This window comes from Paenibacillus rhizoplanae (genome assembly GCF_042684125.1).
In the GTDB taxonomy this organism is placed as follows: Bacteria; Bacillota; Bacilli; order Paenibacillales; family Paenibacillaceae; genus Paenibacillus_AQ; species Paenibacillus_AQ rhizoplanae.
In genome coordinates this window covers 88,612-112,156 of the sequence record NZ_JBHUKY010000022.1, presented here as the reverse complement: position 1 = coordinate 112,156, position 23,545 = coordinate 88,612, and the positions used below count along the sequence as shown (strand labels likewise).

The 23,545-nt window shown below is 52.9% G+C and carries 20 protein-coding genes; 10 read left to right on the top strand and 10 right to left on the bottom strand.

What is annotated here, in order from left to right:
* The first annotated feature begins 69 nt into the window (after positions 1–69).
* A complete protein-coding gene (locus ACFSX3_RS12785) occupies positions 70–1,044 on the top strand; it encodes a phosphotransferase (protein ID WP_209992309.1) in 975 nt (324 codons plus the stop codon).
* Positions 1,045–1,054: 10 nt separating this feature from the next.
* Here the strand turns inward: ACFSX3_RS12785 and ACFSX3_RS12780 are convergent, their stop codons facing one another.
* On the bottom strand, positions 1,055–1,801 hold the full coding sequence (locus tag ACFSX3_RS12780; protein ID WP_209992310.1) for a glycoside hydrolase family 16 protein: 747 nt from the start codon (positions 1,799–1,801) through the stop codon (positions 1,055–1,057).
* A 148-nt stretch (positions 1,802–1,949) separates the two neighbouring features.
* Here ACFSX3_RS12780 and ACFSX3_RS12775 point away from each other — a divergent pair, with 148 nt between their 5' ends.
* From ACFSX3_RS12775 to ACFSX3_RS12740, 8 genes are all read left to right on the top strand, one after another.
* Positions 1,950–2,870: an ABC transporter permease gene (locus tag ACFSX3_RS12775; protein ID WP_209992311.1), complete on the top strand. Its 921-nt coding sequence runs from the start codon at positions 1,950–1,952 to the stop codon at positions 2,868–2,870.
* 33 nt (positions 2,871–2,903) lie between these two features.
* On the top strand, positions 2,904–3,788 hold the full coding sequence (locus tag ACFSX3_RS12770) for a carbohydrate ABC transporter permease (RefSeq protein WP_209992312.1): 885 nt from the start codon (positions 2,904–2,906) through the stop codon (positions 3,786–3,788).
* A 44-nt stretch (positions 3,789–3,832) separates the two neighbouring features.
* Positions 3,833–5,503 (top strand): extracellular solute-binding protein, encoded by a 1,671-nt coding sequence (locus tag ACFSX3_RS12765; RefSeq protein WP_209992313.1) that lies wholly within the window; start codon positions 3,833–3,835, stop codon positions 5,501–5,503.
* Positions 5,504–5,661: 158 nt separating this feature from the next.
* Complete coding sequence (locus ACFSX3_RS12760) at positions 5,662–7,500, top strand: sensor histidine kinase (protein WP_209992314.1); 1,839 nt, start codon at positions 5,662–5,664, stop codon at positions 7,498–7,500.
* Positions 7,501–7,502: 2 nt separating this feature from the next.
* A complete protein-coding gene (locus ACFSX3_RS12755) occupies positions 7,503–9,092 on the top strand; it encodes a response regulator (protein WP_209992315.1) in 1,590 nt (529 codons plus the stop codon).
* Between the two features lie 482 nt (positions 9,093–9,574).
* Positions 9,575–12,226 (top strand): family 16 glycosylhydrolase, encoded by a 2,652-nt coding sequence (locus ACFSX3_RS12750; protein ID WP_209992316.1) that lies wholly within the window; start codon positions 9,575–9,577, stop codon positions 12,224–12,226.
* 208 nt (positions 12,227–12,434) lie between these two features.
* A complete protein-coding gene (locus ACFSX3_RS12745; RefSeq protein WP_173140031.1) occupies positions 12,435–12,929 on the top strand; it encodes an RNA polymerase sigma factor in 495 nt (164 codons plus the stop codon).
* Between the two features lie 44 nt (positions 12,930–12,973).
* The gene (locus tag ACFSX3_RS12740) at positions 12,974–13,888 is read left to right on the top strand and encodes a hypothetical protein (RefSeq protein ID WP_379312913.1); all 915 of its coding nucleotides are present in this window, start codon (positions 12,974–12,976) and stop codon (positions 13,886–13,888) included.
* Between the two features lie 86 nt (positions 13,889–13,974).
* Here ACFSX3_RS12740 and ACFSX3_RS12735 read toward each other — a convergent pair whose 3' ends face one another.
* The 4 genes from ACFSX3_RS12735 to ACFSX3_RS12720 form a co-directional block, all read right to left on the bottom strand.
* A complete protein-coding gene (locus tag ACFSX3_RS12735; protein ID WP_209992318.1) occupies positions 13,975–14,517 on the bottom strand; it encodes an AAA family ATPase in 543 nt (180 codons plus the stop codon).
* A complete protein-coding gene (locus ACFSX3_RS12730; RefSeq protein WP_209992319.1) occupies positions 14,514–15,053 on the bottom strand; it encodes a hypothetical protein in 540 nt (179 codons plus the stop codon). The genes ACFSX3_RS12735 and ACFSX3_RS12730 overlap by 4 nt, the downstream gene beginning before the upstream one ends.
* The gene (locus ACFSX3_RS12725) at positions 15,050–15,469 is read right to left on the bottom strand and encodes a helix-turn-helix domain-containing protein (RefSeq protein ID WP_209992320.1); all 420 of its coding nucleotides are present in this window, start codon (positions 15,467–15,469) and stop codon (positions 15,050–15,052) included. The genes ACFSX3_RS12730 and ACFSX3_RS12725 overlap by 4 nt, the downstream gene beginning before the upstream one ends.
* Positions 15,470–15,721: 252 nt before the next feature.
* Positions 15,722–16,180, bottom strand: coding sequence for a DUF4064 domain-containing protein (locus tag ACFSX3_RS12720; RefSeq protein ID WP_379312911.1), 459 nt, complete (start codon positions 16,178–16,180; stop codon positions 15,722–15,724).
* 201 nt (positions 16,181–16,381) lie between these two features.
* Between ACFSX3_RS12720 and ACFSX3_RS12715 the strand changes: the two genes are divergently transcribed.
* Positions 16,382–17,266: a LysR substrate-binding domain-containing protein gene (locus ACFSX3_RS12715; protein ID WP_209992321.1), complete on the top strand. Its 885-nt coding sequence runs from the start codon at positions 16,382–16,384 to the stop codon at positions 17,264–17,266.
* Between the two features lie 20 nt (positions 17,267–17,286).
* On the opposite strand, the gene ACFSX3_RS12710 is transcribed toward ACFSX3_RS12715, so the two are convergent.
* From ACFSX3_RS12710 to ACFSX3_RS12690, 5 genes are all read right to left on the bottom strand, one after another.
* Positions 17,287–18,276, bottom strand: a complete 990-nt coding sequence (locus tag ACFSX3_RS12710; protein ID WP_209992322.1) for an aldo/keto reductase family protein — start codon at positions 18,274–18,276, stop codon at positions 17,287–17,289.
* A 179-nt stretch (positions 18,277–18,455) separates the two neighbouring features.
* Positions 18,456–20,882 carry an RNA polymerase recycling motor HelD gene (gene helD, locus ACFSX3_RS12705; protein ID WP_209992323.1) on the bottom strand — a complete coding sequence of 809 codons (2,427 nt, stop codon included), beginning with the start codon at positions 20,880–20,882 and terminating at the stop codon, positions 18,456–18,458.
* Positions 20,883–21,118: 236 nt separating this feature from the next.
* On the bottom strand, positions 21,119–21,712 hold the full coding sequence (locus ACFSX3_RS12700; RefSeq protein ID WP_209992324.1) for a flavin reductase family protein: 594 nt from the start codon (positions 21,710–21,712) through the stop codon (positions 21,119–21,121).
* 33 nt (positions 21,713–21,745) lie between these two features.
* Positions 21,746–22,684: a ring-cleaving dioxygenase gene (locus tag ACFSX3_RS12695; protein ID WP_209992325.1), complete on the bottom strand. Its 939-nt coding sequence runs from the start codon at positions 22,682–22,684 to the stop codon at positions 21,746–21,748.
* A gap of 371 nt (positions 22,685–23,055) precedes the next feature.
* Positions 23,056–23,541 carry a GNAT family N-acetyltransferase gene (locus tag ACFSX3_RS12690; protein ID WP_379258824.1) on the bottom strand — a complete coding sequence of 162 codons (486 nt, stop codon included), beginning with the start codon at positions 23,539–23,541 and terminating at the stop codon, positions 23,056–23,058.
* Between the last annotated feature and the right edge of the window lie 4 nt (positions 23,542–23,545).

Here is a 23,545-nt window from a genome sequence, read left to right as displayed (position 1 = left end):
ACAGAGATTACACTAGTGTGAAGACTTCGCTAACCCAGCCCCTACATTACCCCGGTGAGGAGATATTGTATGTCAGACACCGCCGCAAGAATCCGGGATGAAATCCTGGGCTCCATGGCAGAACAATTCGAAGTGCATGTCACTGAAGCGGTCCAGATCGATCAGGGCTTCCTGAATCTGAAATGGAGGCTGGACAGTGATCATGGCCGTCTGTTCGTGAAGCAGTACAGCAAGATCCGTTACCCTGAACCCCTCACCCGCGGACTGGAGGTCTCCTTAAGCCATCAGGATCATCTGTACCTGGAAGGCCTTCCTGTTCCGAAGCTATTTTCGCACCAGGGGAATTATGTGTTGAGAACGCCTTCACAGGAACGGTATGTCCTGATGAACCTGTGTGACGGTGACAGCATTGCGCCAGGCTCGGCAACCGAGCAGCAGATGTATGCCCTAGGCAGGGTAGTCGGCCGGATGCACAAGGTGCTGAACGCACAGCCTGCTTCGTTGCCATTGTACTGGGAGGTCCGCAGCCAGGCGTCTATGGTGAGAAACTGGGAGGCACGCTATCTCCAGGCCACCGCCCGGCAGAGCGAGGATACTCTATCAGCGCTTGAGCTTCAGCGGAGGATCATCGACCGGATGGACACTGGCATCTTCGCGGACTGCGAACGGGGCTGGGGGCACCGGGACCTGTTCGTGGATAATATGCTGTTCAGGGCAGATCAGGTGGCGGCGATCCTTGATTTCGACCGGCTGCATTTCGTCTATCCGGAGTTTGATATAGCCCGGCCGATCCTCTCCTGCGCGTTATCTGAGGACGGAATCGGGCTGGACCGGGTACGTGCCTTCGTGACGGGCTACCGTGAATATACCCCCTTGCCTGCAAGTACACTCATCCGGTCACTGAAATTAACGTGGTGGAAGGAAGCCGAATGGATTGCTGTGCCTCAGCAGGATGAATTCCCTCCGCTCGTCCGCTTCCGTCAGGAGAATCATTGGATCGCGGCCAACTGGGAGCGCTTGAATGATATTTTTGCCGGGATCTGAGGGATTGTCCTTAGCTCTGATACAGCCGGATGCTCGACACCGTCATTACCGCAGGCAGCGCAGCTTCATCTACCGCGACCGGATCGTACCACCCGCCTACAGCAAGATTAAGCAGCAGATAGAACGGCTGATCAAACGGCATAACACCCGGCTCCAGCCGCCGCTCCGCGAAGCAGTGCCCGTCTACCAGCCACATTATGGAGCCTTCCTCCCATTCCAGTGCATACTCCCGGAATTCATGAATCGTTCCGCGCTCAAGCTCATGGGTGAACTCTTCCACGACCTTATGCTCCAGATCCGGCCCATAGTGCAGCGTTCCCGCTATGTGCCTGGGCAGACGTCCCTTCGCCTCCAGGATATCGATCTCACCGGAAGCAGGCCAAGGGCCGTAAGCCTGATCCTGCGGAAGCAGCCAGATGGCAGGCCAGAGCCCCTGCCCTACCGGCAGCTTGGCGCGCACGACCAGCCTGCCGTAGCAATAAGAGAACTGGTCCTTCGTATCCAGCCGTGCCGAGGTATACGCGAAGCTCCGCCCCTCCTGCTCCGTCACTTCGCAGCGCGCACATAGCTGCAATCCTTCCTCTCCGATAGACAGATTCCCCGGATGCCCTGTATAGAACTGCTGCTCCCCGTTGCCCCAGCCCGGAAATACGGGATTCCCGTCATTGTCCAGCAGGTCGTTACCCAGGCGAATGTTCCAGAGCTTCAAATCCGCCGCTTCACTTGTGAAATCCTGCTCCCATACAAGCTTGTTCATCCACTGCACACTCCTTCCGTTTAATCACAGCATAATGAATTTCCGGCCCCCGTGGGCGGAATCCAAAAAATTGGGATAGGGTCAATAATCATGGCCTTTTTTCCTCTGCCCTTTTCTCATACGATGATAGAGGAAGGGGGCACAAGATATGTTCCACACGAGAACGGAACAAATGAAAGCGCTTCTCAGGCAATGGCAGCTGCAAAGCATGGTGATCCCGGGCATCCTCTGGATGTTCATCTTCTGTTACGTCCCTATGCTGTGGCTGATCATTGCCTTTATGGACTTCAGCATCGCCAAGCCCATGCTGGAGTCTCCATTTGTCGGTCTGAAGCATTTTCAGGATTTCGTCACAGATGACCGGTTTTGGCGTTCGATCCGCAATACCCTCGGCATGAGTACGATCAAGCTCGTGCTGGGTTTTCCCATCCCTATTTTCTTCGCTTTGCTGCTGAATGAGATCCGCAGTCTCCGGTTCAAGCGTACGGTGCAGACCATCTCTTACCTGCCCCATTTCATTGCCTGGACGATCTTCGGCGGCATCGCACTCAACTGGCTGGGCGAGGGCGGTGTAATCAACCAGCTGATGATGGCTCTGGGGCTTCAGGACCGGGAGATCCTGTTTAACAGCGACCCTAAGTACTTCTGGTGGATTACCTTTTTCACCGATACGCTGAAGGAGACCGGCTGGAGTGCCATCATCTACATAGCAGCCATAGCCGGCATTGATCCGGGGCTGTATGAGGCAGCCGAATTGGATGGAGCGAACCGCTGGCAACGGATGTGGCATATCACGGTTCAGAGCATCCGCCCCACGATTGCGATTCTGTTCATCCTCGCCGTCAGCGGAATACTCGGCAGCAACTTTGAGCAGATCTTCATGCTGAAGAACAACATGAACATGAAGATGGCGGAGAGTCTGGACCTCTACATCTATAACATGGGGCTGGTCTCCGGGCGTCACTCCTTCTCCACCGCTGTCCTGTTTGCCCGTTCGATTGTCGCGCTGGGGCTGCTCCTGTTAGCCAATCAGACGTCCAAGAAGTTAACCGGGGACAGTATTTTTTAACCCGACTCCACCTGGAAAGGAGACAACAGATTCATGGCAAGACGCGGAGGTTTGCGGCGGATTGGCGCTTTTGAGCTTATCAACACCCTGCTGATGCTGGCAGTCTGCTTCCTGACGCTGTACCCGATGTGGTTCGTGCTCGTCAACTCGCTGAATTCACCGGCGCAGGCTTCGCTGGGTACCGTCAACTGGTTTCCCAAAGAGCTGTCGCTCGCCAGCTACAGTGTTGCTTTTAACGACAGAACCTTGATGAACGGCTTCTACATCACAACGCTGCGTACGGTAATCGGAACGGTAGTGCATGTGCTGTTCACTGCAATCGTTGCTTACGGAATGAGCAAGGCCAACTTAATGGGCCGCAAGCTGTATCTCAAAATCTCATTGATTACGATGCTGTTCTCAGGCGGGCTGATTCCCTCCTTCATTCTCATGACGAAGCTGGGCCTGTATGATAGCTTCTGGGTGTTCATTATCCCGTCGATGTATACTTTCTTCAATATGGTTATATTTATGAGCTTCTTCCGCACTATTCCGGACAGCCTGGAGGAATCCGCCAAGGTAGACGGCGCTTCGGATTACGGCGTGCTGTTCCGGATTGTACTGCCTAACAGCATGGCGGTCATTGCCACCATCGCCCTCTTCTCTGCGGTCTATCACTGGAATGATTATTATCAGGGCGTCATCTACATTCATTCTCAGGAGCTGCTCCCGCTGCAGACGATGCTGTACAAAATCATCGCCGAGAACTCCATGTCCTTCATGCAGCAGCAGGCGATGGCCCAATTCGGTGCCCGGCTGCCAGGCAATTCGATCAAGTTCGCCTCGATGATGGTGGCCACGCTGCCGATCCTTATCTTTTACCCCTTCATTCAGCGTTATCTGGTCAAGGGCGTGATGATCGGCGCGATTAAGGGGTAGCGGCAATGAAGCATTCTACACCATACCGAAAGGATGATTCTTACGTGAAAAGCAAACCTGTAAGGCCCGTCTTAGCCGCTCTGCTGGCCGTAACCTTAACGTTAACGCTGGCCGCCTGCAGCAGCAATTCTGCAAGCAAGGAGAATACCCCAACGGCTGCACCGCAGGCTGAAGCCTCGCCCTCGCCGTCGGCCGAAGCCAAGCTGAACGGTGATGAGCCTGCCTGGAAGCTCGATACCAGCCCGGTAGATCTAACCTGGTTCGTTGGCGCGAACTGGTATGCCCACACCTGGGGCGAGAGCCTCGCCTCCAAATATGTCACGGAGAAAACAGGCGTCAACGTCAAGCTGGAGGTTCCCTCCGGTGAAGCGAATGAGCAAATCACGCTGATGATGACCTCCGGCAAGCTGCCGGACCTGATCAGCATGGGCTCCTGGGAGACTGCGGTCAAAAAGCTGTGGGAAGGCGATCATGTCTATGCGCTCAATGAACTGGCCGATCAGTACGATCCCTACTTCTTCAAGGTCGCCGGAGACGGTACGCTGAAGTGGTACCGGCAGGAGAACGGCAACACCTACGGGGTTCCGAATGATTCCTACAGCCCCAATCTGATGCATGAGACCAGTATGACCGCAGCCAACCAGACCTTCCTGGTCCGCAAGGATCTGTACGAGGAGATGGGTGAGCCGGACCTCAGTACCCCGGAAGGCTTCCTGGGTGCGCTGCAGCTGCTGAAGGATAAGTACCCCGAGTATAAGGGCCAGCCGATCAGCCCCTTTTTCGCCCAGGGGAATGTGCCTTACGGGATGACGGAATACCTCCAGAATCTGCTGGCGGTTCCGCATGAGAAGGATGGCAAAGTGTATGACCGTATTACCGATCCCGATTATATTGCCTGGCTCAAAACCTTCCGCACCGCTTACGAGCGCGGACTGATTAATGTGGACTTCCTGGTCGATTCCGATACTCAGGTGGAAGAGAAAACGAACAACGCCCGCTACTTCATGATGATCCGCGAATGGACCGGCATGACGGCGGTCAATCCGATGCTGGCTGCGGGCGCAAATCCGGACTCCAATTACATCGCCGTTGACGGGCCACAGAACAGTAAGGGCGACAGCGCCAAGCTGTTCCCCGGCAACATGGACGGCTGGATGGTGACGATGATCAGCAAGTCCACTGAGAACCCGGAGCGGGCGATCCGCTTCCTGACCTACCTCGCCAGCGAAGAAGGCCAGCGTGACCTGTTCCTCGGCAAGGAAGGCGAAACCTGGGATAACGTGGACGGCAAGCCGCAGCTGAAGGCCGAATTCGCAGACATGCTGGGCAGCAATATCGAGAAGCTGGAGAAGGAATACGGCATTCTGGATACGTACTGGATGATGCGCAATCCGGTTATCGTCAACCAGTGGAGACCGGAGAAAGCGCCTGTGATCAAGCAGATGGAGGATTTCGCCAATGCACAGGCCGATATCGACAGCGGGATCTACAAGGGGCTTGACCCGCTGGGCGATTCCGAGGTGGCGGTTGCCTGGTCACGCATCTCCCAGAACTGGGAGGAAGTGCTGCCTGAGCTGATTACGGCCAAGGACGAAGCGGCTTTTGACAAAATCTTCGAGAGCTTCCTCTCCCGCCGCGACAGCTACGGCTTCGCGCAGGTCATGGAGTTCCGCCAGACGGAGCTGGATGCCCGCAAGGCCAAAATGGCGGAATAAGGAAAAGGAATACCCCCTATAACCTACTGTGTACCGGCGGCCGGAAGGGCGGCCGGTATTCCCTGCTTAGAAAGGAATCCGCCTCAGGCTGCAATGCCTTATGGCCTACCAGCCGATTGGTAATCTGTGCTATATTACTGGGATGGGAGGGATTCCAGATGAAGGCTACGCTGACAACAGCAAGGCGGCTATACCGCAATTCCCGCATCTCGCAAAAGCTCTTCCTGGCCTTCAGCCTGATGATTGCCATCCCTGCCATTGTGGTCTCCTTCCTGTTCATCCGCACCCAGGAGAGTCAGCTCTACAAGGAAGCCATGGCGGAAGGCAGCAATCATGTCGCCCGGCTGAACGAACGGCTGCGCAGCCGGATGGACATTCTTGAGAACGCTTCCGCGACTGCCCTGACGCAAAAGGCATTTGTGGATTTCATTCACTCCAATATGCGCGGAGAGGGTCTGCGGCTCGTGAAATTCAAGCAGAACCAGTATGAGCAAATGCACAATATTATTCAAAGCCATGAGATGATCAGCTCGCTGAGCTTCTATGTCGATAACCCCAAGGTATATGAGATCTGGCCGGAAATCTATCATTATTCCAAGTTCCGGCCGCAGGATTACTGGATGACGCTCCGCGATGAAGGCGGCGCCGCCTTCAGGCTTTTCTCCTTCCGGGATGGCAGTGATACGTTGTCTTACTACAGGCTGGTGCGGCTTCAGGGCCAGCAGCAGAAGCTCCCGACCATTATGGAGATCCGCGCCAGACACAGTGTTTTTTTCAGCGATCTGCTGGAAGACAGCGGGCGGGATTTCTTCACGGTGATCATGGACGGCTCGGATGCTTCCCGCAATGTATACCTCCCGGGGCATGAGTTCCCACAGAAGGCCGGGGAGAAGCTGGACGACATCCTGACCGGGGTTCATGAGCAACTGGAGGTGCTGGAGCAGAAGACCCCGATCAAGATTCATTCCGGGGATCAGACCTACTATGCGCTGTATCGTTACATTGCTCCGCTGAACGCCTATGTGGTCGATATCGCCTCCCGCCAGGTGATGATGCAGGGCCCGCGGAACTGGTACCTGATCGTGATCACCGTCACCTCCTGTGTATTGCTGCTGATGCTGCTGCTCGTCTCCCGGATGACCCGGCGGATCTTCCGCCGGCTGGAGAAGGTGCTGGTCTCCATGCGCAAGGTGCGCAGGGGCCAGCTCGATGCCAAGATTGATACGGGACTCCGGGAGAACGAAACCGGTGACGAGATCGACTACGTGGCGGTCAGCTACAATAATATGCTGGACGAAATCCAGCGCCTGATGACCCAGGTCGTGGATAAGCAGCTAATCGCCAAGAACGCCCAGCTCCACTCCCTGCACTCACAGATTAATTCCCATTTCCTGTACAACGCACTGGAGTCAATCCGAATGCGCGCGGAGGTTGAGCGGCAGCCTGCGATTGCCGGTGCCCTGGTGTCGCTGGGTTCACTGCTGCGTTACAGCATGATGTGGCGCAGCGACACTGTTACCCTCGGTGAAGAGCTGGCCAACATTCAGAGCTACATCCGGTTCATCAACTTCATGGAGGGCGGAAATATTGAACTCGCGGCGGATCTCCCCCCTGAAGTGCAGCGCTATAATATTCCCAAAATGTGCATGCAGCCCATCGTCGAGAACGCCGTACACCATGCGGCCCCCTCGGGCGGCAGTGTTCATATCGGCATTTCGGTACGTGTAGAGAAGGACAGCCTGCTGCTGATCGAGATCCGTGATGACGGTGCCGGAGTAGATCCGCTGATGCTGGACAGTCTGCAGTCTGTACTGCTCGGCCATTCGGACACACCGATTATCAGCAGCAATAGCGGCCTGGGGCTGGAGAATGTACATAAGCGCCTGCAATTGCACTACGGCACCGATTCTGGTCTTTGGATCGACAGCATACAAGGAGCCTATACCTCTGTAACCATACGGCTGCCCTGGGAAAATGTGAATCTTGGAGGTTGGTAGACATGATCAACATTCTGATTGTGGACGATCAAAAGCATATCCGCGACGGGCTGCAGGCGATGCTGCGCCAGTTCCCGCTGCAGCCCGGCCATATCTACAGCGCTGCCAATGGAATCGAAGCACTGGAGCTGCTGCGCCAGCACAGCATCCAGCTCGTAATTACTGATATCCGTATGCCGGACATGGATGGCCTGGAGCTTATGGCGCAGACCAGTCAGGAACGACTGACAGTGGATTACCTGATTATTAGCGGCTACAGCGATTTCGCCTATGCCCAGAAGGCCATCGGGCTGGGGGCCAAAGGTTATCTGCTTAAGCCCGTGAAGCGCGAGGATCTGCAAGCCTCGGTGGAGCATGTCTGGCAGGAGATAGAGACGCGAAGGTCGCTCTCCAGCAGCCTCGAACAGCTCTCCCGTCTGGCCCGGGAGGCGGACCGCAAGGAGCTGCGCATGTATATGCAGGGTGCGGCGGGAGATGAGACCTGGATTGCGGAGACCGAGCAGCAGAACACGGAGCTGTGGCGCAGCTACCGCCTCTGCCTGCTGCGCGAGGAGCTGTGGATTAACCAGCCGGGGGCCAGCAGCAGCCATAGCATAGAATCCATTGCCTATCGTGTGTACGGCAGACAGGGCTGTATCTGTCTCCAGCACCGTCCTTATCTCATTCTGGCGGTGGATGCAGCCGTTGATCCTGATGTCTTCCCGGCTGCGCTCACCGCTGAGCAGGTTGAAGTTATCACCGCCATGACCGGCCCGCAGCAGGGATTAAGAAGCCTGCCGGGCAGCTATACGCAGGGAGTTGAGCTATACCGCCACAGCTTCCTTTTTCCGGAGAAGCGCTGCCTTCTCCCCCGGCACATTGAGCGGCTGGAGCAGCAATGGGAGCTTCCTTATGAGGAGCTGTATGCCCTGTTCCAGTTGACCGGCACCAAGAACAGCGGCAGCATTGCCCAAGGGATCTCGGGTCTCTTCCACAAGGATGTGCTGCAGCGTTACCATATCCGCTACACCCAGCAGCTGTGCCGTGCCGTCGTTCAGATGATGGAGGAGTATGAGCGTGTCATCCGTCCATATATGGGCGAAGAAGCGCTCGACCTCCAGTGCCTGCGCAACCTGTTCGATTATCCCGGCATCCGCGATTACATTCAGGCGTTGCAGCAGCAGCTCCTGCGGCTGAACCAGTTCTACTACGATTACAAGTGCAGCTACCGCAGCTCCCAGGACTTGAACGAGGCGATCCGGTTCATCCACGAGAATTACCACAAGCCGCTGGATCTGGCCATGGTCTCCAACCATGTCTCGCTGAATTACGCGTATTTCTCCAACCAGTTCAAGAAGAATATCGGCAAGGGGTTCGCCGAATACCTGCGTGATGTGCGGCTGGACAAAGCCCGGCGCCTGCTGGCCGAGACCGACCAAAGAATCCTGGAGATTGCCTCCATGGTCGGGTATGAGAGTTACAAAAGCTTCACCCGGGCCTTCCGCGAAGCCATGAATATGCAGCCCACCGAATACCGTCTGCTGACCCGCCGGAAGCTGGAACGGGAAGAAGATTACCGGGACAACCACGATTTTGAGGTAAGATCAACGTGAGCACTTGGGTGGATGCTCCGCTGTTTAAGCGGAATCCCCAGTTCATTCTCCAAAAACATGAGCGTACATTCAGCCCATACGCCTCGCGCTGGCCACTTATGTTCGGTTTTCCGATTACATTCGGCCTACGCTACCACCCGGTCTAATTTTGTTCGGTTTTCCGTTAAAATTTGTTAAATAGATGAACAGACGACGTTCTGTTTTTAGGCGCGCTGCTCATTTTCATGCAGGAGTTGTGCCTTGAAAGACATGTTTGTTTTCGCATACCTTCGGCCCATCCGCCTTGCGCCAGCCTATTGCGAGGAGATGTTCCTTGCTTCGCAGGCTAGGGTTTTCAGCAGAGCAAACGGTAGAACACAAAAAATTGGGTCATAACAAAAAAGATTGTCCCTTTTAGCGGTATATAAGATTCGATAGAATAAAGATGTTCTCTCATATGTAAGCGGTTACCTTCACTACCATTTAATTAAAGGAGGGCAAGTATGAAACGACTTCAGCTTAGGGATCACGGATTTATGCAGAAGGTACTCAGTGTGTTCCTGGTTATGGTGATGCTGGCCGGCACCGGCCTGTTGCCTGCATCGAGAATTCAGAAGGCGGACGCAGCGGGTGTAACGGTTAGCTCCATGACTTATTTCTCAGCGGCAGACGGTCCTGTAATCTCCAAATCCGGCGTCGGGCAAGCGAGCTATGGCTTCGTTATGCCTGTGTTCAACGGTGGCTCGGCCACCTGGAGTGATGTGTCGGATGATGTGGGCGTCAAAGTGAAAGTAAATGGCAACTGGGTAGACATCGACAGCGCAGGCGGTTACGTCTACAACCAGAACTGGGGGCACTGGAGCGACGGCGGGAAGAACGGCTACTGGTTCACCCTCTCGGCGACAACCGAAATCCAGCTCTACTCCAAAGCGAATAATGCAGTTACGCTGAACTACACCCTTGCTTTTCAGAATTTGAACACAACCACGATCTCCGCAATGGCACCTACCCAAGGGCCGCAGATTACAGCAGGCTTTACGGGCGGTGCAGGCTTCACCTACCCCACCTTCAACAATGATCCGGCCTTAACTTATGAAGCCGTGGCAGATGATCTCAAAGTATTCGTGAAGCCGGTGGGCAGCAGCACCTGGATTGACATTGACAACAATGCAGCGAGCGGCTGGATCTATGACAGCAACTTCGGCCAGTTCACCGAGGGGGGCGGCGGGTACTGGTTCACCGTTACCGAATCCATCAACGTCAAGCTGGCCTCGAAGACCTCCTCCGCCAGTCTCGTCTATACCATCACCTTCAATCAGCCGGTCCGTAATTCATATGTCCTGACAGCCTATGACGGCACGGCTTACACCGCAGATAACAGCGGCTCCATCGGCTTCCCCCTGCCTAAGATTGACGGGGGCGCACCCATTGGCACCGAGCTTGGCAAATTCGTCTATCAGATCAAAACCGGCGGCCAGTGGGTGGATCTGAGCAATTCCGGCCAGAGCGGATTCGTCTACGCCGGTAACGGCTACAACAATATGTCCGCCGCCAACCAGTGGGGCTACTGGGCCGATCATGTCTACGGACTGTGGTTCCAGCCGATCCAGGTAAATATGGAGATCCGCATCGGCTATCCGCTGAACGGGCAGCAAGGAGGAAATGTCGGCAGCAATTATGTCTATTACACCTTCACCGGCAATCCGAATGCTCCTCGACCGGATGAGAGCGACCAGGAAGATATTACGCTGGGAACCCCGTCAGACCCGGCTGTCGCAGGCATGAACCTCCTCTGGCAGGATGAGTTCAGCGGGACCACGCTCGATACCGGCAAATGGAATTATGAACAAGGCTACTATATTACGAATGACCCCAATAGCTGGGGCTGGGGGAATAACGAGCTGCAGCATTATACGAATAGTACCGAGAATGTATTTGTCCAGAACGGACAACTGAATATCCGGGCCAAGAACGATCCGAAGTCCTTCCCGCAGGACCCGAACCGTTACGCACAATATTCCTCCGGCAAAATCAACACCAAGGATCATATGTCCTTCCAGTACGGCAGAGTAGATATCCGTGCCAAGCTGCCGACAGGCAACGGGATCTGGCCCGCACTCTGGATGCTGCCGAAGGATGCCGCTTACGGGGCATGGGCGGCTTCCGGTGAAATTGATATTATGGAAGCCAAGGGACGGCTTCCCGGCACGACCAGCGGCGCCGTACACTTCGGCGGACAATGGCCTGTGAATAAGTATATTGCCGGTGAATATCATTTCCCGCAGGGCCAGACTTTTGCCAATGACTATCATGTGTATTCCATGGTCTGGGAAGCAGACAACGTCAAGTGGTATGTGGACGGCAAATTCTTCTTCAAGGTCAACAGAGCGCAGTGGTATTCCGTTGCTGCACCGAACAATCCGAACGCCCCGTTCGACCAGCCTTTCTACCTGATTATGAATCTGGCGGTCGGCGGACATTTCGACGGCGGGCTCTCCCCCGCCCCATCCGATATCCCGGCAACGATGCTGGTAGATTATGTACGGGTGTACAAGGAGGGCAGCGGCGGCGGGAATCCCGGCAATCCGGGTAATCCGGGCAACGTCTCCGTCAGCGGCGTATCCGTCACTCCTGCTAATGCCCAGGTTCAGACCGGACAGAACGTCCAACTGACCGCCAATGTGGCGCCGTCCGGTGCGACCAACAAGCAGGTTACCTGGAGCGTTGCGAACAGTAATACCGCCTCTGTAAGCCAGAGCGGTCTCGTCACCGGGCTGGCCGCAGGTACAACAACCGTAACGGCTACAACAGCAGACGGTAACAAAACAGCCAGCAGCACCATTACCGTGACCGCACCTTCTCCGGCGGTCATTGTGATCGGCGATCAGGTGCGCGGCCTCAAAAAAACTGGAAACAACCTGCTCTTCTACGTGAACGGCGCTACCTTCGCCGACCTGCATTACAAAATCAACAACGGCGGCCAGCAGAACGTGGCTATGACCTCTGTGGGTAACGGTAATTATACCTATGCGGTAAATAACCTACAGCAAGGCGATACCGTGGAGTACTCCTTCACCTATAATCCGGGGCAAGGGGCGCTGGATTCCCCTTGGAAGACTTATGTGCATGGGGTGACCCAGGGAACCCCCGAATAACCGCAGCACGGCCTGAATAGATAAGTGACCGGATGTGCAGTCGCTTCATATGACCTCTGTCACAGGGGAGGAGGAAGTCTCAGGACTTCTTCCTCCCCTGTTTTTTGTGCGCCGGGCAACAGGAATGCAGCAATTACAATTTACCGGAAACAAAATGTGACCGAATGCCGTCCTAAAGGGTGTTATAGATAAAGGAGGGCATAACCTCATGCAGCAACCCATGACCCGGCCGGGCAATCATGTGATACAAAGTTACGAAGTCTATGCTGAAATGCTGTACAGGATTGCCCTGGTTCATCTGGGCAGCCGCCAGGATGCCGAAGAAGCAACTCAGGATACCTTCATCAAGCTGATGGAGAAAGCTCCAGTATTCAAGGATGACGAACATCAGAAAGCATGGCTGATCCGTGTCATTACCAACCATTGTAAGAATCTGCTGGGCAGAGGCTGGCGCAAGCGCGAGGTCAAGCTCGAAGGCGTGGAGCCGGTAACGTCCGATAACCCCGAGGAATTGGCTATTCTGCAGCTCGTGCTGGCACTGCCGGTGAAGTATAAGGCTGTGATTCATCTGTATTATTACGAGGATTACCCCATCCAGGAGATCAGCAGGATTCTGCAGATCAGCGAGTCTGCCGTGAAGATGAGACTACAGCGGGGGCGGCAGCTGTTAAAACTGGAGCTGGAAGGAGCGGAACCGGAGTGAAGGAAGAACAATTTCGGACAACATACAAGAAAGCGGTGGATACTATGAAATCTAATGAAACGATGAAGCAAGGACTGGTCAATAAAATGGAACAGAAACGCCGTCCGCGTAGAATGGCCTATCTCGCAGCAAGCTTGCTGGTTGCTGCCGGAATCGGTCTGGCCGGACCGGACATTATGAAGAAGCTGAATGGAACGTCTGCCCCGGGTCAGGTGGCCCAGGTAGATCCAGGCACGCCTGCACCGGGCAATTCCGCAGGGGTAGTCATTCCCAAGATCGAGCTGCCGGATAAGAGTACCGGCGTTGCAGTAGATATGGTCGGACTTGTCGTATACAAAGGTAATATCTATACGCAAGCCGCGACCCGCATTGATGCGGCCGATGCCGCCGCACTACGCGGTGAGAAGCTGGGCCGCACGACCAGCGGAATCGACGAATGGAGCGGCAAGGATCAGTATACCGAGCTGGCCTCGAACATTGGTGAAACAGATATCTATGCCGTCAAGGGTTATGATTCCGGGTTCATGGTCATGTCCTATACGGAGGCTGACGGCCAGGTGTTCGCGGAGCTGTACGAACACACGAATGGCATTACGATTAACAGCGGCGCCGATCTGTTCGGCAAGCTGAATCTCGAAGGCCACATCGCCTCTGCCAAGTGGGAGAGCTTCAGCAGCTGGAATAACGGCCAGCAGCAGTACCTGCCGCTGCCGGAAGGGGCAGCACGGGACGGCTTCCTCGCAGCACTCATGACTGCGAAGCCGCTGGCAGCGGAACCGCTGACAGAGCAAGGCATCTATGACAGCGAAGACCGCAAGATTATCTACTTGGAGCTGGATAACAAGGCCCGGGTGGAGCTGACCTTATTCGGTCAGGGGCTCGTGCGTTACGGTGCGGCTCCCGTATTCTTCGAGGTTGAGTCCGGTGCATTCCAGGCGCTGTGGGATAACCTAAAATAGTTCAAAGGCCATCCCTGCCGGGATGGCCTTAAGCTTTTACACACGAATAGAAAGTAAACCATCCTATACACCGCAGATTTATTCACCTAAGAGACAATTCCCGTGCTACCCTTCCATTTTTCCTTAATATACTCCTTGATCTGTTCCGCCAGCGCGGCCGGAGGTGTAGAAGTGGAGTCAAAAGTAGGCATCGGCGGATAATACTCCGTATCTGCATGGTCCAGCAGCCACTGCGCGAATTCCTCGTGCTGCCTGAGCATATCCTCTGTCCAGGTCGCTGCATCCTCCCGGCCCCGCAGGCGGGCATTTCGGGTGGCATCGTCACAATGCAGGTTAATAAAGTGCACTTCACTGAAAGCATCATAAACATCGCATTTCTTGGCGTCCCAGGGCATCATCGTCCCGCAAATAATCGTCCCTCTTCCCGACAACGCAACGGCACGCGCACAATGAAACAGCACATTATACCGGTCCTGATACTCCAGCTTCTTCCCCGTGCTTCCGAAGTTATCATCATCCGTACTGAACAGCACAAATTCCGGCATCTGCTTCCTCAGCTCGTGCATGACCGTGGTTTTACCTACTCCGCTGGCTCCGGTGATAATGAATAATAGTAATTGGGTTCTCATATACTCTCGATCTTAGCCCCTTCCACGCGGTATTTCTTCTCCCATTCCGACATAGCGTTGGAATCAAGCCTGATTAGCTTGGCCGGGGTGTATTCGTTATACTCATTCAGCTCACTTTTGTCTTGTGGAAGTCGCAGTTCTTTAATTCTGCGCACCACTTCCTCATCGGTATGAATCTCCACCGACTCCTCCTCAGACACGACCTTCAGTGGAATCACCTGCTTAACACTGGTACCGGTTCCATCCCTATCCGTGTAAGACAATTCAACCGCCAGACTATACTCCCCGCAAGGGACCGGCTCCCTGGTGAAGATTTCAACGTACAGGTCCGTTACTGACTGCGTATCGTCAATCCATATTCTCCCACTGCTGTCTTCAACAGCACCATTCAGATTAGGGGACCGGTGAAGCCCTGCCGGAAGGATTAATTGTAAGCGGGCATTCTGCACCCCGCCGGGCGGCGCGATCTGAAGCCAGAGATGAATCATCCCCTCTTCCTGCTCTATAGCAGATTTTGCAAAACGCATTTGGATCATACCTGTCCCTCCTCTTGAAGTAGTCTAGTAATCGTCTCAAGCATCTTCTCCTTCAGCGCCGTTGAGATGCGCGGACTAACGGAGAGAATGACATCCTCACTAACAACATGCATCTCACTCTGGAGCATCTGATCCGATTGGTAGAGCCGCAGGTTATCGCCCAGCTTCATGATTTCGTCCATCGTCAGTCCGGCTAACTTCTCTTGGGCCGAGGCCAGCGTCTCGCCGCTCCTGGTTAATACAAGGATCGCCCGTAAATAATACAAATGACTATCTGTATACGCCCTCTTATTGCCCACCAGTTCCAGCGGCGGCAGCATTCCAATCTGCGTATAGTACCTGACCGTCCGCAGATTCATCTGCGGATCTTCATTCTGTAACACCTCAGCCACTTGCTTCGCGGTGTAGGTATTCATTGGATTCTCCTTCCTTACGAAATTTTTGTTACAGTTCACTGTATTGGTTACAGTTTAGTGTAAGACATAAAGAATGTCAATATTCTCACTTTACGTGAGATCCGGATATTGCTGGAGATCAGAGGTAAAAGATTGATAGGTCCTAATTACAAAAAGAAAAAAGCCTGCCAACCTTAACTGGTTGATAGGCTTTTTTAAAAAAAATTCAAACTGTATAATTTATAAATTTAAATTTCTACAATTGTTCTGTACTTATTCAAATACAGGAGGAACTGTGGAATTTCCAGCTTTCTTCTTACTTAAAACTCCCATGAATCCAGCCACGATAAGTAGTACTCCTGAAAGAACGTAGAACAACGAAATACTGATTGCCCCAGCTACACCACTAACCAACATAAGATATCCAGCTAGTTTTGGCTTACTTTTAGAGAACGCAGAACCAACTATTCCCAAAATACTGAATAGTAACGCAGAAACTGCCAACCCTGTAATACTTGAAGTCCCACTATCCGAAAAAGCAGCATCAACGCCTCCGATAGCCATCGCTAAGAGTGAGGCGATAATACCAGTAATACCACCAATTAGCCCCATTGCAAACATTCCAAATCCCCCCATGGTAATTATTTCACAGGAGAATATTACTACTTTTTTAGAAATTTGTATATACCTATATTTACATATTTCTAACTTTTTCGACAATTTACATTTCAATCAAATTACTAATCCCTCCGCTTCAGCTCCATCGTGCCGGTGATCCGTCCTCACGGTGTGTCGAAGGCCGTGTGTCCCGGCGGATATCTGCGTATAGTATCTGACTGTCCCCAGATTCATCTGCGGTGCTTCGCAGTATACATGTCGATCCTACCCCTTATGCTATACTAGTTTTATCTGCAGGAAAAGAGGACCACAACAATGGATATACGAAAATTACAATACTTCATTGCGGTTGCGGAAGAGCTGCATTTCCATCGTGCCGCAGAGAAATTACATATGACACAGCCTCCGTTGACCCAGCAGATTCAAGCTCTGGAACAAGAGCTGGGTGTGAAGCTATTCGAACGGAACAAACGTCAAGTCCGCCTCACACCAGCGGGATCTGTTTTTTGGGAGGAAGCCACCCGGATCTTAGCTCAACTGGAGCGGTCTATTCAAACTGTACGACTGGCAAGCCAAGGCATCATTGGACATTTGAACATCGCTTTCATCGGTTCAGCAGAGGGCGGAATCATGGTCGATGTGCTCAAAATCTTCCGGCAAAGGTTCCCTCAAATACAGCTGAACCTGCTGGAGATGACTTCTGCCCAGCAATGGCAGGCGTTGCATGACGGTACCATCCATATTGGATTCATGCGCTTCATTGAGCCGGCCAAGAATATTAATCATTGCAGCTTGATCAACGAAACTCTGGTTGCCGTATTGCCTGATCAGCATCCCTTGGCTGAACTGCCGGTATTGCCCGTCTCCGCTTTGCGTGCCGAGCCTTTTATCTTCTTTCCGCGTAAGCATGGGCTTCCTTTTCATGATCTTATTATGGGCTTTTGCGCAGAGCATGATGTCTATCCTCAGGTTGTACAGGAAGCCGTGCAAATGTATACCATTGTAAACCTTGTAGCAGCGAACCTCGGGGTTTCCATTGTCCCTTCTTCGGTTTCCGTGTTCCAGCGCAGCGGAGTCGTGTTCAGACCCTTTGAAGACAAGGTGCCGCCTGTCCCCTTCTATGCTGCCTGGAGAACGGATACGAATCAGGCCGTCATCTCTGCCTTTGTAGAGATTTTACAAGACCATAACTTCAGGTAAAGGTGCGCGAACAGAGTGATTCAGCCGGTCTTCGCAGGATCACGTTCAACCAGTCCCTCCAGTACTCTGTCGATCTCACCCAGCAAATCAGGTCCAAGACGCACCCCTGAAGCCTTAACATTCTCTTGTACTTGCTCTGGTCTGGATGCCCCAATGATTGCAGACGACACCTGCGGATTCTGCAGCACCCAGGCGATGGCCAATTGCGGCAGCGTCAGCCCCGCTTCGTGTGCAAGCGAGGACAGCCGGGATACCGCCGTAAGAACCTCTGTATGCAGCCACTGGCCAGCCAATCGTTCAAAAAACGGAGAACCCGCCGAGGTCGAAGCACGGGACCCCTGCGGGACCGGTTGATTCGGCAGATATTTCCCGGAAAGAATGCCTTGGGCCAGCGGTGACCAGACGACCTGCCCGATCCCTTCCCGCTCTGAAGCCGTAATAACCTCCGCTTCGATCACCCGCCATAACATCGAATATTGCGGCTGGCTAGCGACCAGAGGTACCTTCAGCTCCCGGGCCAAAACCGCAGCTTGTGTGATCTGTTCCGCCGTCCATTCGCTGATCCCCACATACAGAACCTTCCCTTGACGCACCAGATCTGAGAATGCCAGGAAGGTCTCCTCCAGCGATACCTTCTTGTCAAATCTATGGGCATAATAAACATCTATATAATCCGTCTGCAATCTTTTCAACGAGGAGTTACAAGCTTCCATGATATGCTTCCGGGATAATCCCCGGTCATTGGGGCCTGTTCCTGTAGGCTGATAGACCTTGGTACATAACTCGATGCTTTCCCGCCGCACTCCTGCTAAGACTTGCCCCAGCACCGTCTCTGCCTTCGTGTCCGAATACACATCTGCGGTGTCGAATGTAGTAATTCCCGCGTCCAATGCCGCATGGACACAAGCTTTGGCGGTGTCATTATCCACTTGCGCACCATGCGTAATCCAGTTTCCAAAAGCAATCTCACTAACCGATAAGCCGCTTTCACCCAATTTCCGATATTCCATTTTCTTACCTCCTTTTAATAGCCATTTAAGCGTAACAAATCACTATTAATAGGTGAAATATCTTTTAACGGGTATTTTGATATGAAAAAAATATCACAGAGCATTCACTGTGTTCTCATAGTTGAACCAGGCTCAACATGCAAAGACCCCTCCATTAAATTGGAGTGGCCTTCTTAGATCTATAGAGTAGCTACTGTCTGCTCATACAACTCCCCGTCTACCCCATTCACAAACGGCGTCCATTCCCCTGCCGTATACAGCTGCAGCCGATGCATAGCCCGAGTACATGCCGTATAAAAAAGCTTTCGCTCTCTCTCCCTGTGATACGTCTGCGGGGAGGCGTCGTAGATCAACACGGCGTCGAATTCGACACCTTTGGCGAGATAGGCTGGAATCACCTGTACACCCTTTTTAAAGGCAGGAGTATCCTTGGTAATATGAAGCAACCCGGCAGCCCCTCCGGCAGTCAAAATCTCATAAGCTTCTCTACTCTCGTCAGCCGTCTTCGTAATCACAGCGATGGAGCTATAGCCTTCAGCCTGAAGCTCCGCGAGATCCTCTAAAATGCGCTCTGCCTTCAACTCATCATTGCCCAGCTTAGCCAATACGGGCTTCCGGCCCCTCCGCTCAAAAGCTACAATCGCCTCGCCGCCGGGCAGCAGCCGCTTCGTGAACTCCACAATCTCAAAGGTCGAGCGGTAGCTGCGGACCAGCAGGAACTGGCTAGTCTCTTCTTCTCCATAGAGCTGTAGCAGCGGTGAACTGCTTCCATACAGATTCGTCGCCTGCGTGAAGATCGCCTGGCCGAAATCTCCCAGCACCGTCATGCGGGCACGCGGAAACAGCTTTTTGAGGAACTCATACTGGAACATGGAGTAATCCTGGCCTTCGTCCACAAAAATATGCCGCACCTGCGTGTTCGTCCGCACCCCCTCGATCAATTCTTTTAAATACAAATACGGGGTCGCATCTTCATAAAAAAGTTCCTGCCCGCTCAGCTTATCCTTCGTCTGCCCGCAGATCTCCGGCCACAGCTCCGGCACCCCCGCTTCCCCTGTCATCTCCCGGTAGGCTCGTTCATCAGTGAACAGCCCGCGGTATAACCCGTTCATGTCGATGAAGGTGAACTTCTTGACCCCCCGTCTCAGCGGTCTAAACTGCTCCTTCACAATCATCTCGCTTAGCAGTTCTTCCTCCCGTTCGGCGTAATCGAAGTCCCCTTCATCCAGTTGCCGCTTGTGCACCAGCATTTCTTGCAGACGGAGGTACTTCTCGGCAAAATCAAACACCCCTTGCTCTCTGTGGAGCTTACCGTGCACTTCAGCGTATTGGTCATTGTCAAGGTAATTCATCTCTTCCTCTACCCAGGCGGCTCCCTGCTCCTGCTTTTGCAGTCGGGTCAGCTCTTCGAGCAGCCATTTCTGCACCAGCGTAATCCGGTTAGGCAGACGAATGGAAAGATCATAGCTGTATAGCTTGCTCTTGATTTGCTCTCCTGAGATTAACACGCGGTCCCGGAAGCAGATGTCCTTGAACAGCATCCCCTCCAGCTTCAGCCACTGCGCATAACCCTGAAGTGCCCGGAGGAAGGCTTCCGACGCCTTATATTCGACTCCCTTGAGACGGGCTTCATAACCCTCTTCCTGCTGAGCGGTAAGCACATATTCCATCTGATCGAACGAATCTTCTATCCGGTAATCCCGACCCAGCCACGTTTCCAGATATTCCTGAAAGGTCGTCTGCTGCATATTCTCTTCACCCAGCTCCGGAAGAACGGTAGACACATAGCTGTTGAACATCGGGTTAGGGGAAAATAATACGATCTGATCCGCCGTAAGCCGCTCCCGGTGTTTGTACAGCAGATAGGCTACGCGCTGGAGCGCTGCCGAGGTTTTGCCGCTGCCCGCCGCTCCCTGCACAATAAGCATCCGGCTGGTATCGTTACGGATAATCGCGTTCTGCTCCGCCTGAATCGTGGCGACAATGCTTTTCATTTGTGAATCTGCGCCTTTGCCAAGCACCTGCTGGAGCAGTTCATCTCCGATCGTAACGCTCGAATCGAACAAATGCCGGAGCTGACCGTCACGGATCTGGTACTGCCGCTTCAGCTCCATCGTTCCGCTAATCCGTCCTCCCGGTGTGTCGAAGGCTGCTTTTCCCGGCGGATAGTCGTAGTACAGGCTCGCAATGGGGGTCCGCCAGTCATAGACCACGAAGCTCAGACCATCCTCTTCGATGAAGGAAGACACTCCGATATAGACCTGTTCCACCGCCTTCTGACCCTCCTCGTGAAAATCAATCCGGCCAAAATAAGGCGACGGCAGCAGCCGCTGCATGTTCTTCCATTGCCGCAGCTTCCGCGCATGACTGCGTTCCCGTTCAGACAGGACGGCGTCCTGCTGGGTGATCGTGAAGAAGCTCTCTTCGAAATCCTCCTCCGTACTCGTATTGACCGTAACCTCTTCCCAGAATCTGCGGCGGATGTCCGTAGCCTGCTCCTTCAGCTGGCCAACTTCCGGCTCCAGGTTTGCGATCCCCGATTTCAGCTTCTCCTTGACCTGCTCCAGCCACTCCTGCTCCTGCTCCCAGCTGCTTACCTTCTCCATCACCGGATCACTCCTCTTTCTTGAAATAGTCCCAAACAGGCGGGTTGACAAACCGGATGTCCCTTTGCTATAATTAAGATATAAATAAGATGCGTTACCTCCGATATATTTTAATAAAAGTAGTCAACAGTCTTATAACATTAGCATATTATTTCTTTGTATGCAATATTTTTTTGTACATAATTAGCCCTGGCGCTTGCGCCAGGGCTTTGTTGTTCAGATGATAACCTGTCCTATTATACCGGTCTCTCGATCTCAAAAATCTCCCCGATCCCCGCATAATGATTCCCGGCCAATCTGCTTACCGCCCCTAATTGTACCGGATCAATTCTTCCCTGTTCGTAGATCTCCTCATCAATATGAAACTGCACGATCCTGCCGATAATCAGATCATTATTAGGCAGCTCAAGGCAATGCTCCAACACACATTCCATCCGCACCTTCGCTTCCTTAATCCCCGGCACGCCAATGTGCAGACTATCCACAGGCGTCAGTCCGGCTAGAGAAACCTCACTCTGATCCGGCGGCAGAGGAGCCGCAGTCATATTCACCTGCCCGACATTCTGCTGATCCACAATATGAACCACAAACTCCTTCATTTGCTTAATATTGCGTGCAGTATCCTTGGACTGCCCCCCGGCATGTTGAATAGAGACGGAGATCATCGGCGGGTTGGAGGATACGATATTGAAATAGCTGAACGGCGCACCATTCAATACCCCCTCATCCCCCAGCGTGGTGACAAAAGCGATCGGCCGCGGAATAATGCTCCCGACCAGCAGCTTATAATTATCCCGTTCGGTATTGTGCATAGGATCAATTGAAATCATGATCGTGCCTCCTCTTTTTGTATATAAGCTGAATTAGACAAGCTCTCTTAATGTGAATGGCAGCAATACCTGCTTAAGCTGTTCTCTATGCGGCTCATATTGTTCCGGCAACATCAGGCGACTGCCCATTGTTTCCGGGGATTCATCATGGGCGAAGCCTGGAGGATCAGTAGCAATCTCGAACAGAATCTCCCCATGCTCTCTGAAATAGATAGCGTTGAAGTAATTCCGGTCCTGAACTGGCGTTACTCCATATCCATTATCATGCACATAATCCTGCCATTCAAGCTGATCCTGGTCATCCTTCGCTCTCCAGGCGATATGATGGACAGTGCCGACTCCCATTTCGCCGCGCTGCACCGCAGTTACCTTGAGTTCAACCACATTTCCGAGGTCCGCAGTGGAATGGTAGCGGGCGACATCGCCTTCCTGCCCCACCAATGTAAGTCCCATCACCTTGTCCAGCAGCTCAGCCGTTTGTTCAGGATGCGTGGACAGCAGTGTTGCGCCGCCTAAGCCCTTGATCGCCACCGCGGGGGTTACCCCGCTGAAGGTCCATTCATTACGCTCACCCGCCTCCCGTTCCACCAGCTCCAGATGCAGACCGTGCGGATCATCGAACTCGAGATACTGCTCTCCGAACCGCTCCATTTCGGTAAAAGCAACCTTGAACTTTGTCAGTCTTTCTCTCCAGAAAGCCATCGCGCCTACCGGAATGACATACGAAGTAACACCAACCTGCCCCCCGCCGATCTTACCCTGATACGCATCCGCCCACGGGAAGAAGGTAATAATGGTTCCGGGCTTCCCGCCATCATTGCCGAAGTAGAAGTGATACGTTCCCGGATCATCGAAATTGACCGTTTGCTTCACCAGCCGCAGACCCAGTACTCCTGCATAAAAGTCCATATTCTCCTGCGGATGCCCGACAATAGCGGTGATATGATGAATGCCCATGGTTTGTTTGTTCATTTGAATTGCCTCCTTATTTATTGATTCGGATATATCTTTACTTTAAGATATTTAGTTAATAATTATCTTTAAGTTAAGATGTTTTATATCCTCACTTTACTTTCTATAGTTACAGTTGTCAAGTACTTGTTGAAACAACAGGCTTGGAACGCTTTTATCAGATTACCATTCACAATGCTGCACATATTGCAATATTCTCCGCACTGTATAGTCCCCAATCCAAAATTGTTGCACAAAAGGCAGTTTTCCCGCATCGACCAAGCCACTGAGCGGATTATTCCTGCTTTTTATACAACAATCCTCGCGAATACTAATATATCAATGAATCGGAGTTGCAATTTATGCAGCATTTCTATCTGTAGGCGTTAACTTCACTTAAGAGTTTTCTCGTAAAAGCACAAGGTCATCTTATCATTGATTTCCCGGGTTTCATCGGTCCTTCTGTAGCCCAGCTTCTCATACAAATAGCAGTTACGCTCCTCCTGCACGACGGTCGCCAGCCCCCACGTTTTCGCATCCGCATAGATCTCTTCAATCAGGGCAAAGGCTTGCTGGGCAATGCCTTGGCCTTGACATTGCGGCAATACGCATATTTGACCGAGCCAGTATTGATACTGATCTGTCTTCTTGACTCTCATGCTGCCTACTGCATTTCCGGCGTTTCGGATGAGATAGTAATCAACAAATTCCTGATTCATCCGTTCTACACGTCTCTCCAACGTTTCATTAGCCGGATTTGTCTCATAATCCTGATATTTCTCCAAGAGCGGCATAAAGGCCTGAAGCTGCATAGCATGAATATCCGCCGCATCCTCCCCTGTAGCTTTACTTAGTGTAACCTCTGACTTTTTAGTAATCCCC

Coding starts and splice junctions, on each gene's coding strand:
- ACFSX3_RS12785 (WP_209992309.1), top strand. CDS start 70: ATGTCAGACACCGCCGCAAGAATCCGGGATGAAATCCTGGGCTCCATG.
- ACFSX3_RS12780 (WP_209992310.1), bottom strand. CDS start 1,801: ATGAACAAGCTTGTATGGGAGCAGGATTTCACAAGTGAAGCGGCGGAT.
- ACFSX3_RS12775 (WP_209992311.1), top strand. CDS start 1,950: ATGTTCCACACGAGAACGGAACAAATGAAAGCGCTTCTCAGGCAATGG.
- ACFSX3_RS12770 (WP_209992312.1), top strand. CDS start 2,904: ATGGCAAGACGCGGAGGTTTGCGGCGGATTGGCGCTTTTGAGCTTATC.
- ACFSX3_RS12760 (WP_209992314.1), top strand. CDS start 5,662: ATGAAGGCTACGCTGACAACAGCAAGGCGGCTATACCGCAATTCCCGC.
- ACFSX3_RS12755 (WP_209992315.1), top strand. CDS start 7,503: ATGATCAACATTCTGATTGTGGACGATCAAAAGCATATCCGCGACGGG.
- ACFSX3_RS12750 (WP_209992316.1), top strand. CDS start 9,575: ATGAAACGACTTCAGCTTAGGGATCACGGATTTATGCAGAAGGTACTC.
- ACFSX3_RS12745 (WP_173140031.1), top strand. CDS start 12,435: ATGCAGCAACCCATGACCCGGCCGGGCAATCATGTGATACAAAGTTAC.
- ACFSX3_RS12740 (WP_379312913.1), top strand. CDS start 12,974: ATGAAATCTAATGAAACGATGAAGCAAGGACTGGTCAATAAAATGGAA.
- ACFSX3_RS12735 (WP_209992318.1), bottom strand. CDS start 14,517: ATGAGAACCCAATTACTATTATTCATTATCACCGGAGCCAGCGGAGTA.
- ACFSX3_RS12730 (WP_209992319.1), bottom strand. CDS start 15,053: ATGATCCAAATGCGTTTTGCAAAATCTGCTATAGAGCAGGAAGAGGGG.
- ACFSX3_RS12725 (WP_209992320.1), bottom strand. CDS start 15,469: ATGAATACCTACACCGCGAAGCAAGTGGCTGAGGTGTTACAGAATGAA.
- ACFSX3_RS12715 (WP_209992321.1), top strand. CDS start 16,382: ATGGATATACGAAAATTACAATACTTCATTGCGGTTGCGGAAGAGCTG.
- ACFSX3_RS12710 (WP_209992322.1), bottom strand. CDS start 18,276: ATGGAATATCGGAAATTGGGTGAAAGCGGCTTATCGGTTAGTGAGATT.
- helD (WP_209992323.1), bottom strand. CDS start 20,882: ATGGAGAAGGTAAGCAGCTGGGAGCAGGAGCAGGAGTGGCTGGAGCAG.
- ACFSX3_RS12700 (WP_209992324.1), bottom strand. CDS start 21,712: ATGATTTCAATTGATCCTATGCACAATACCGAACGGGATAATTATAAG.
- ACFSX3_RS12695 (WP_209992325.1), bottom strand. CDS start 22,684: ATGAACAAACAAACCATGGGCATTCATCATATCACCGCTATTGTCGGG.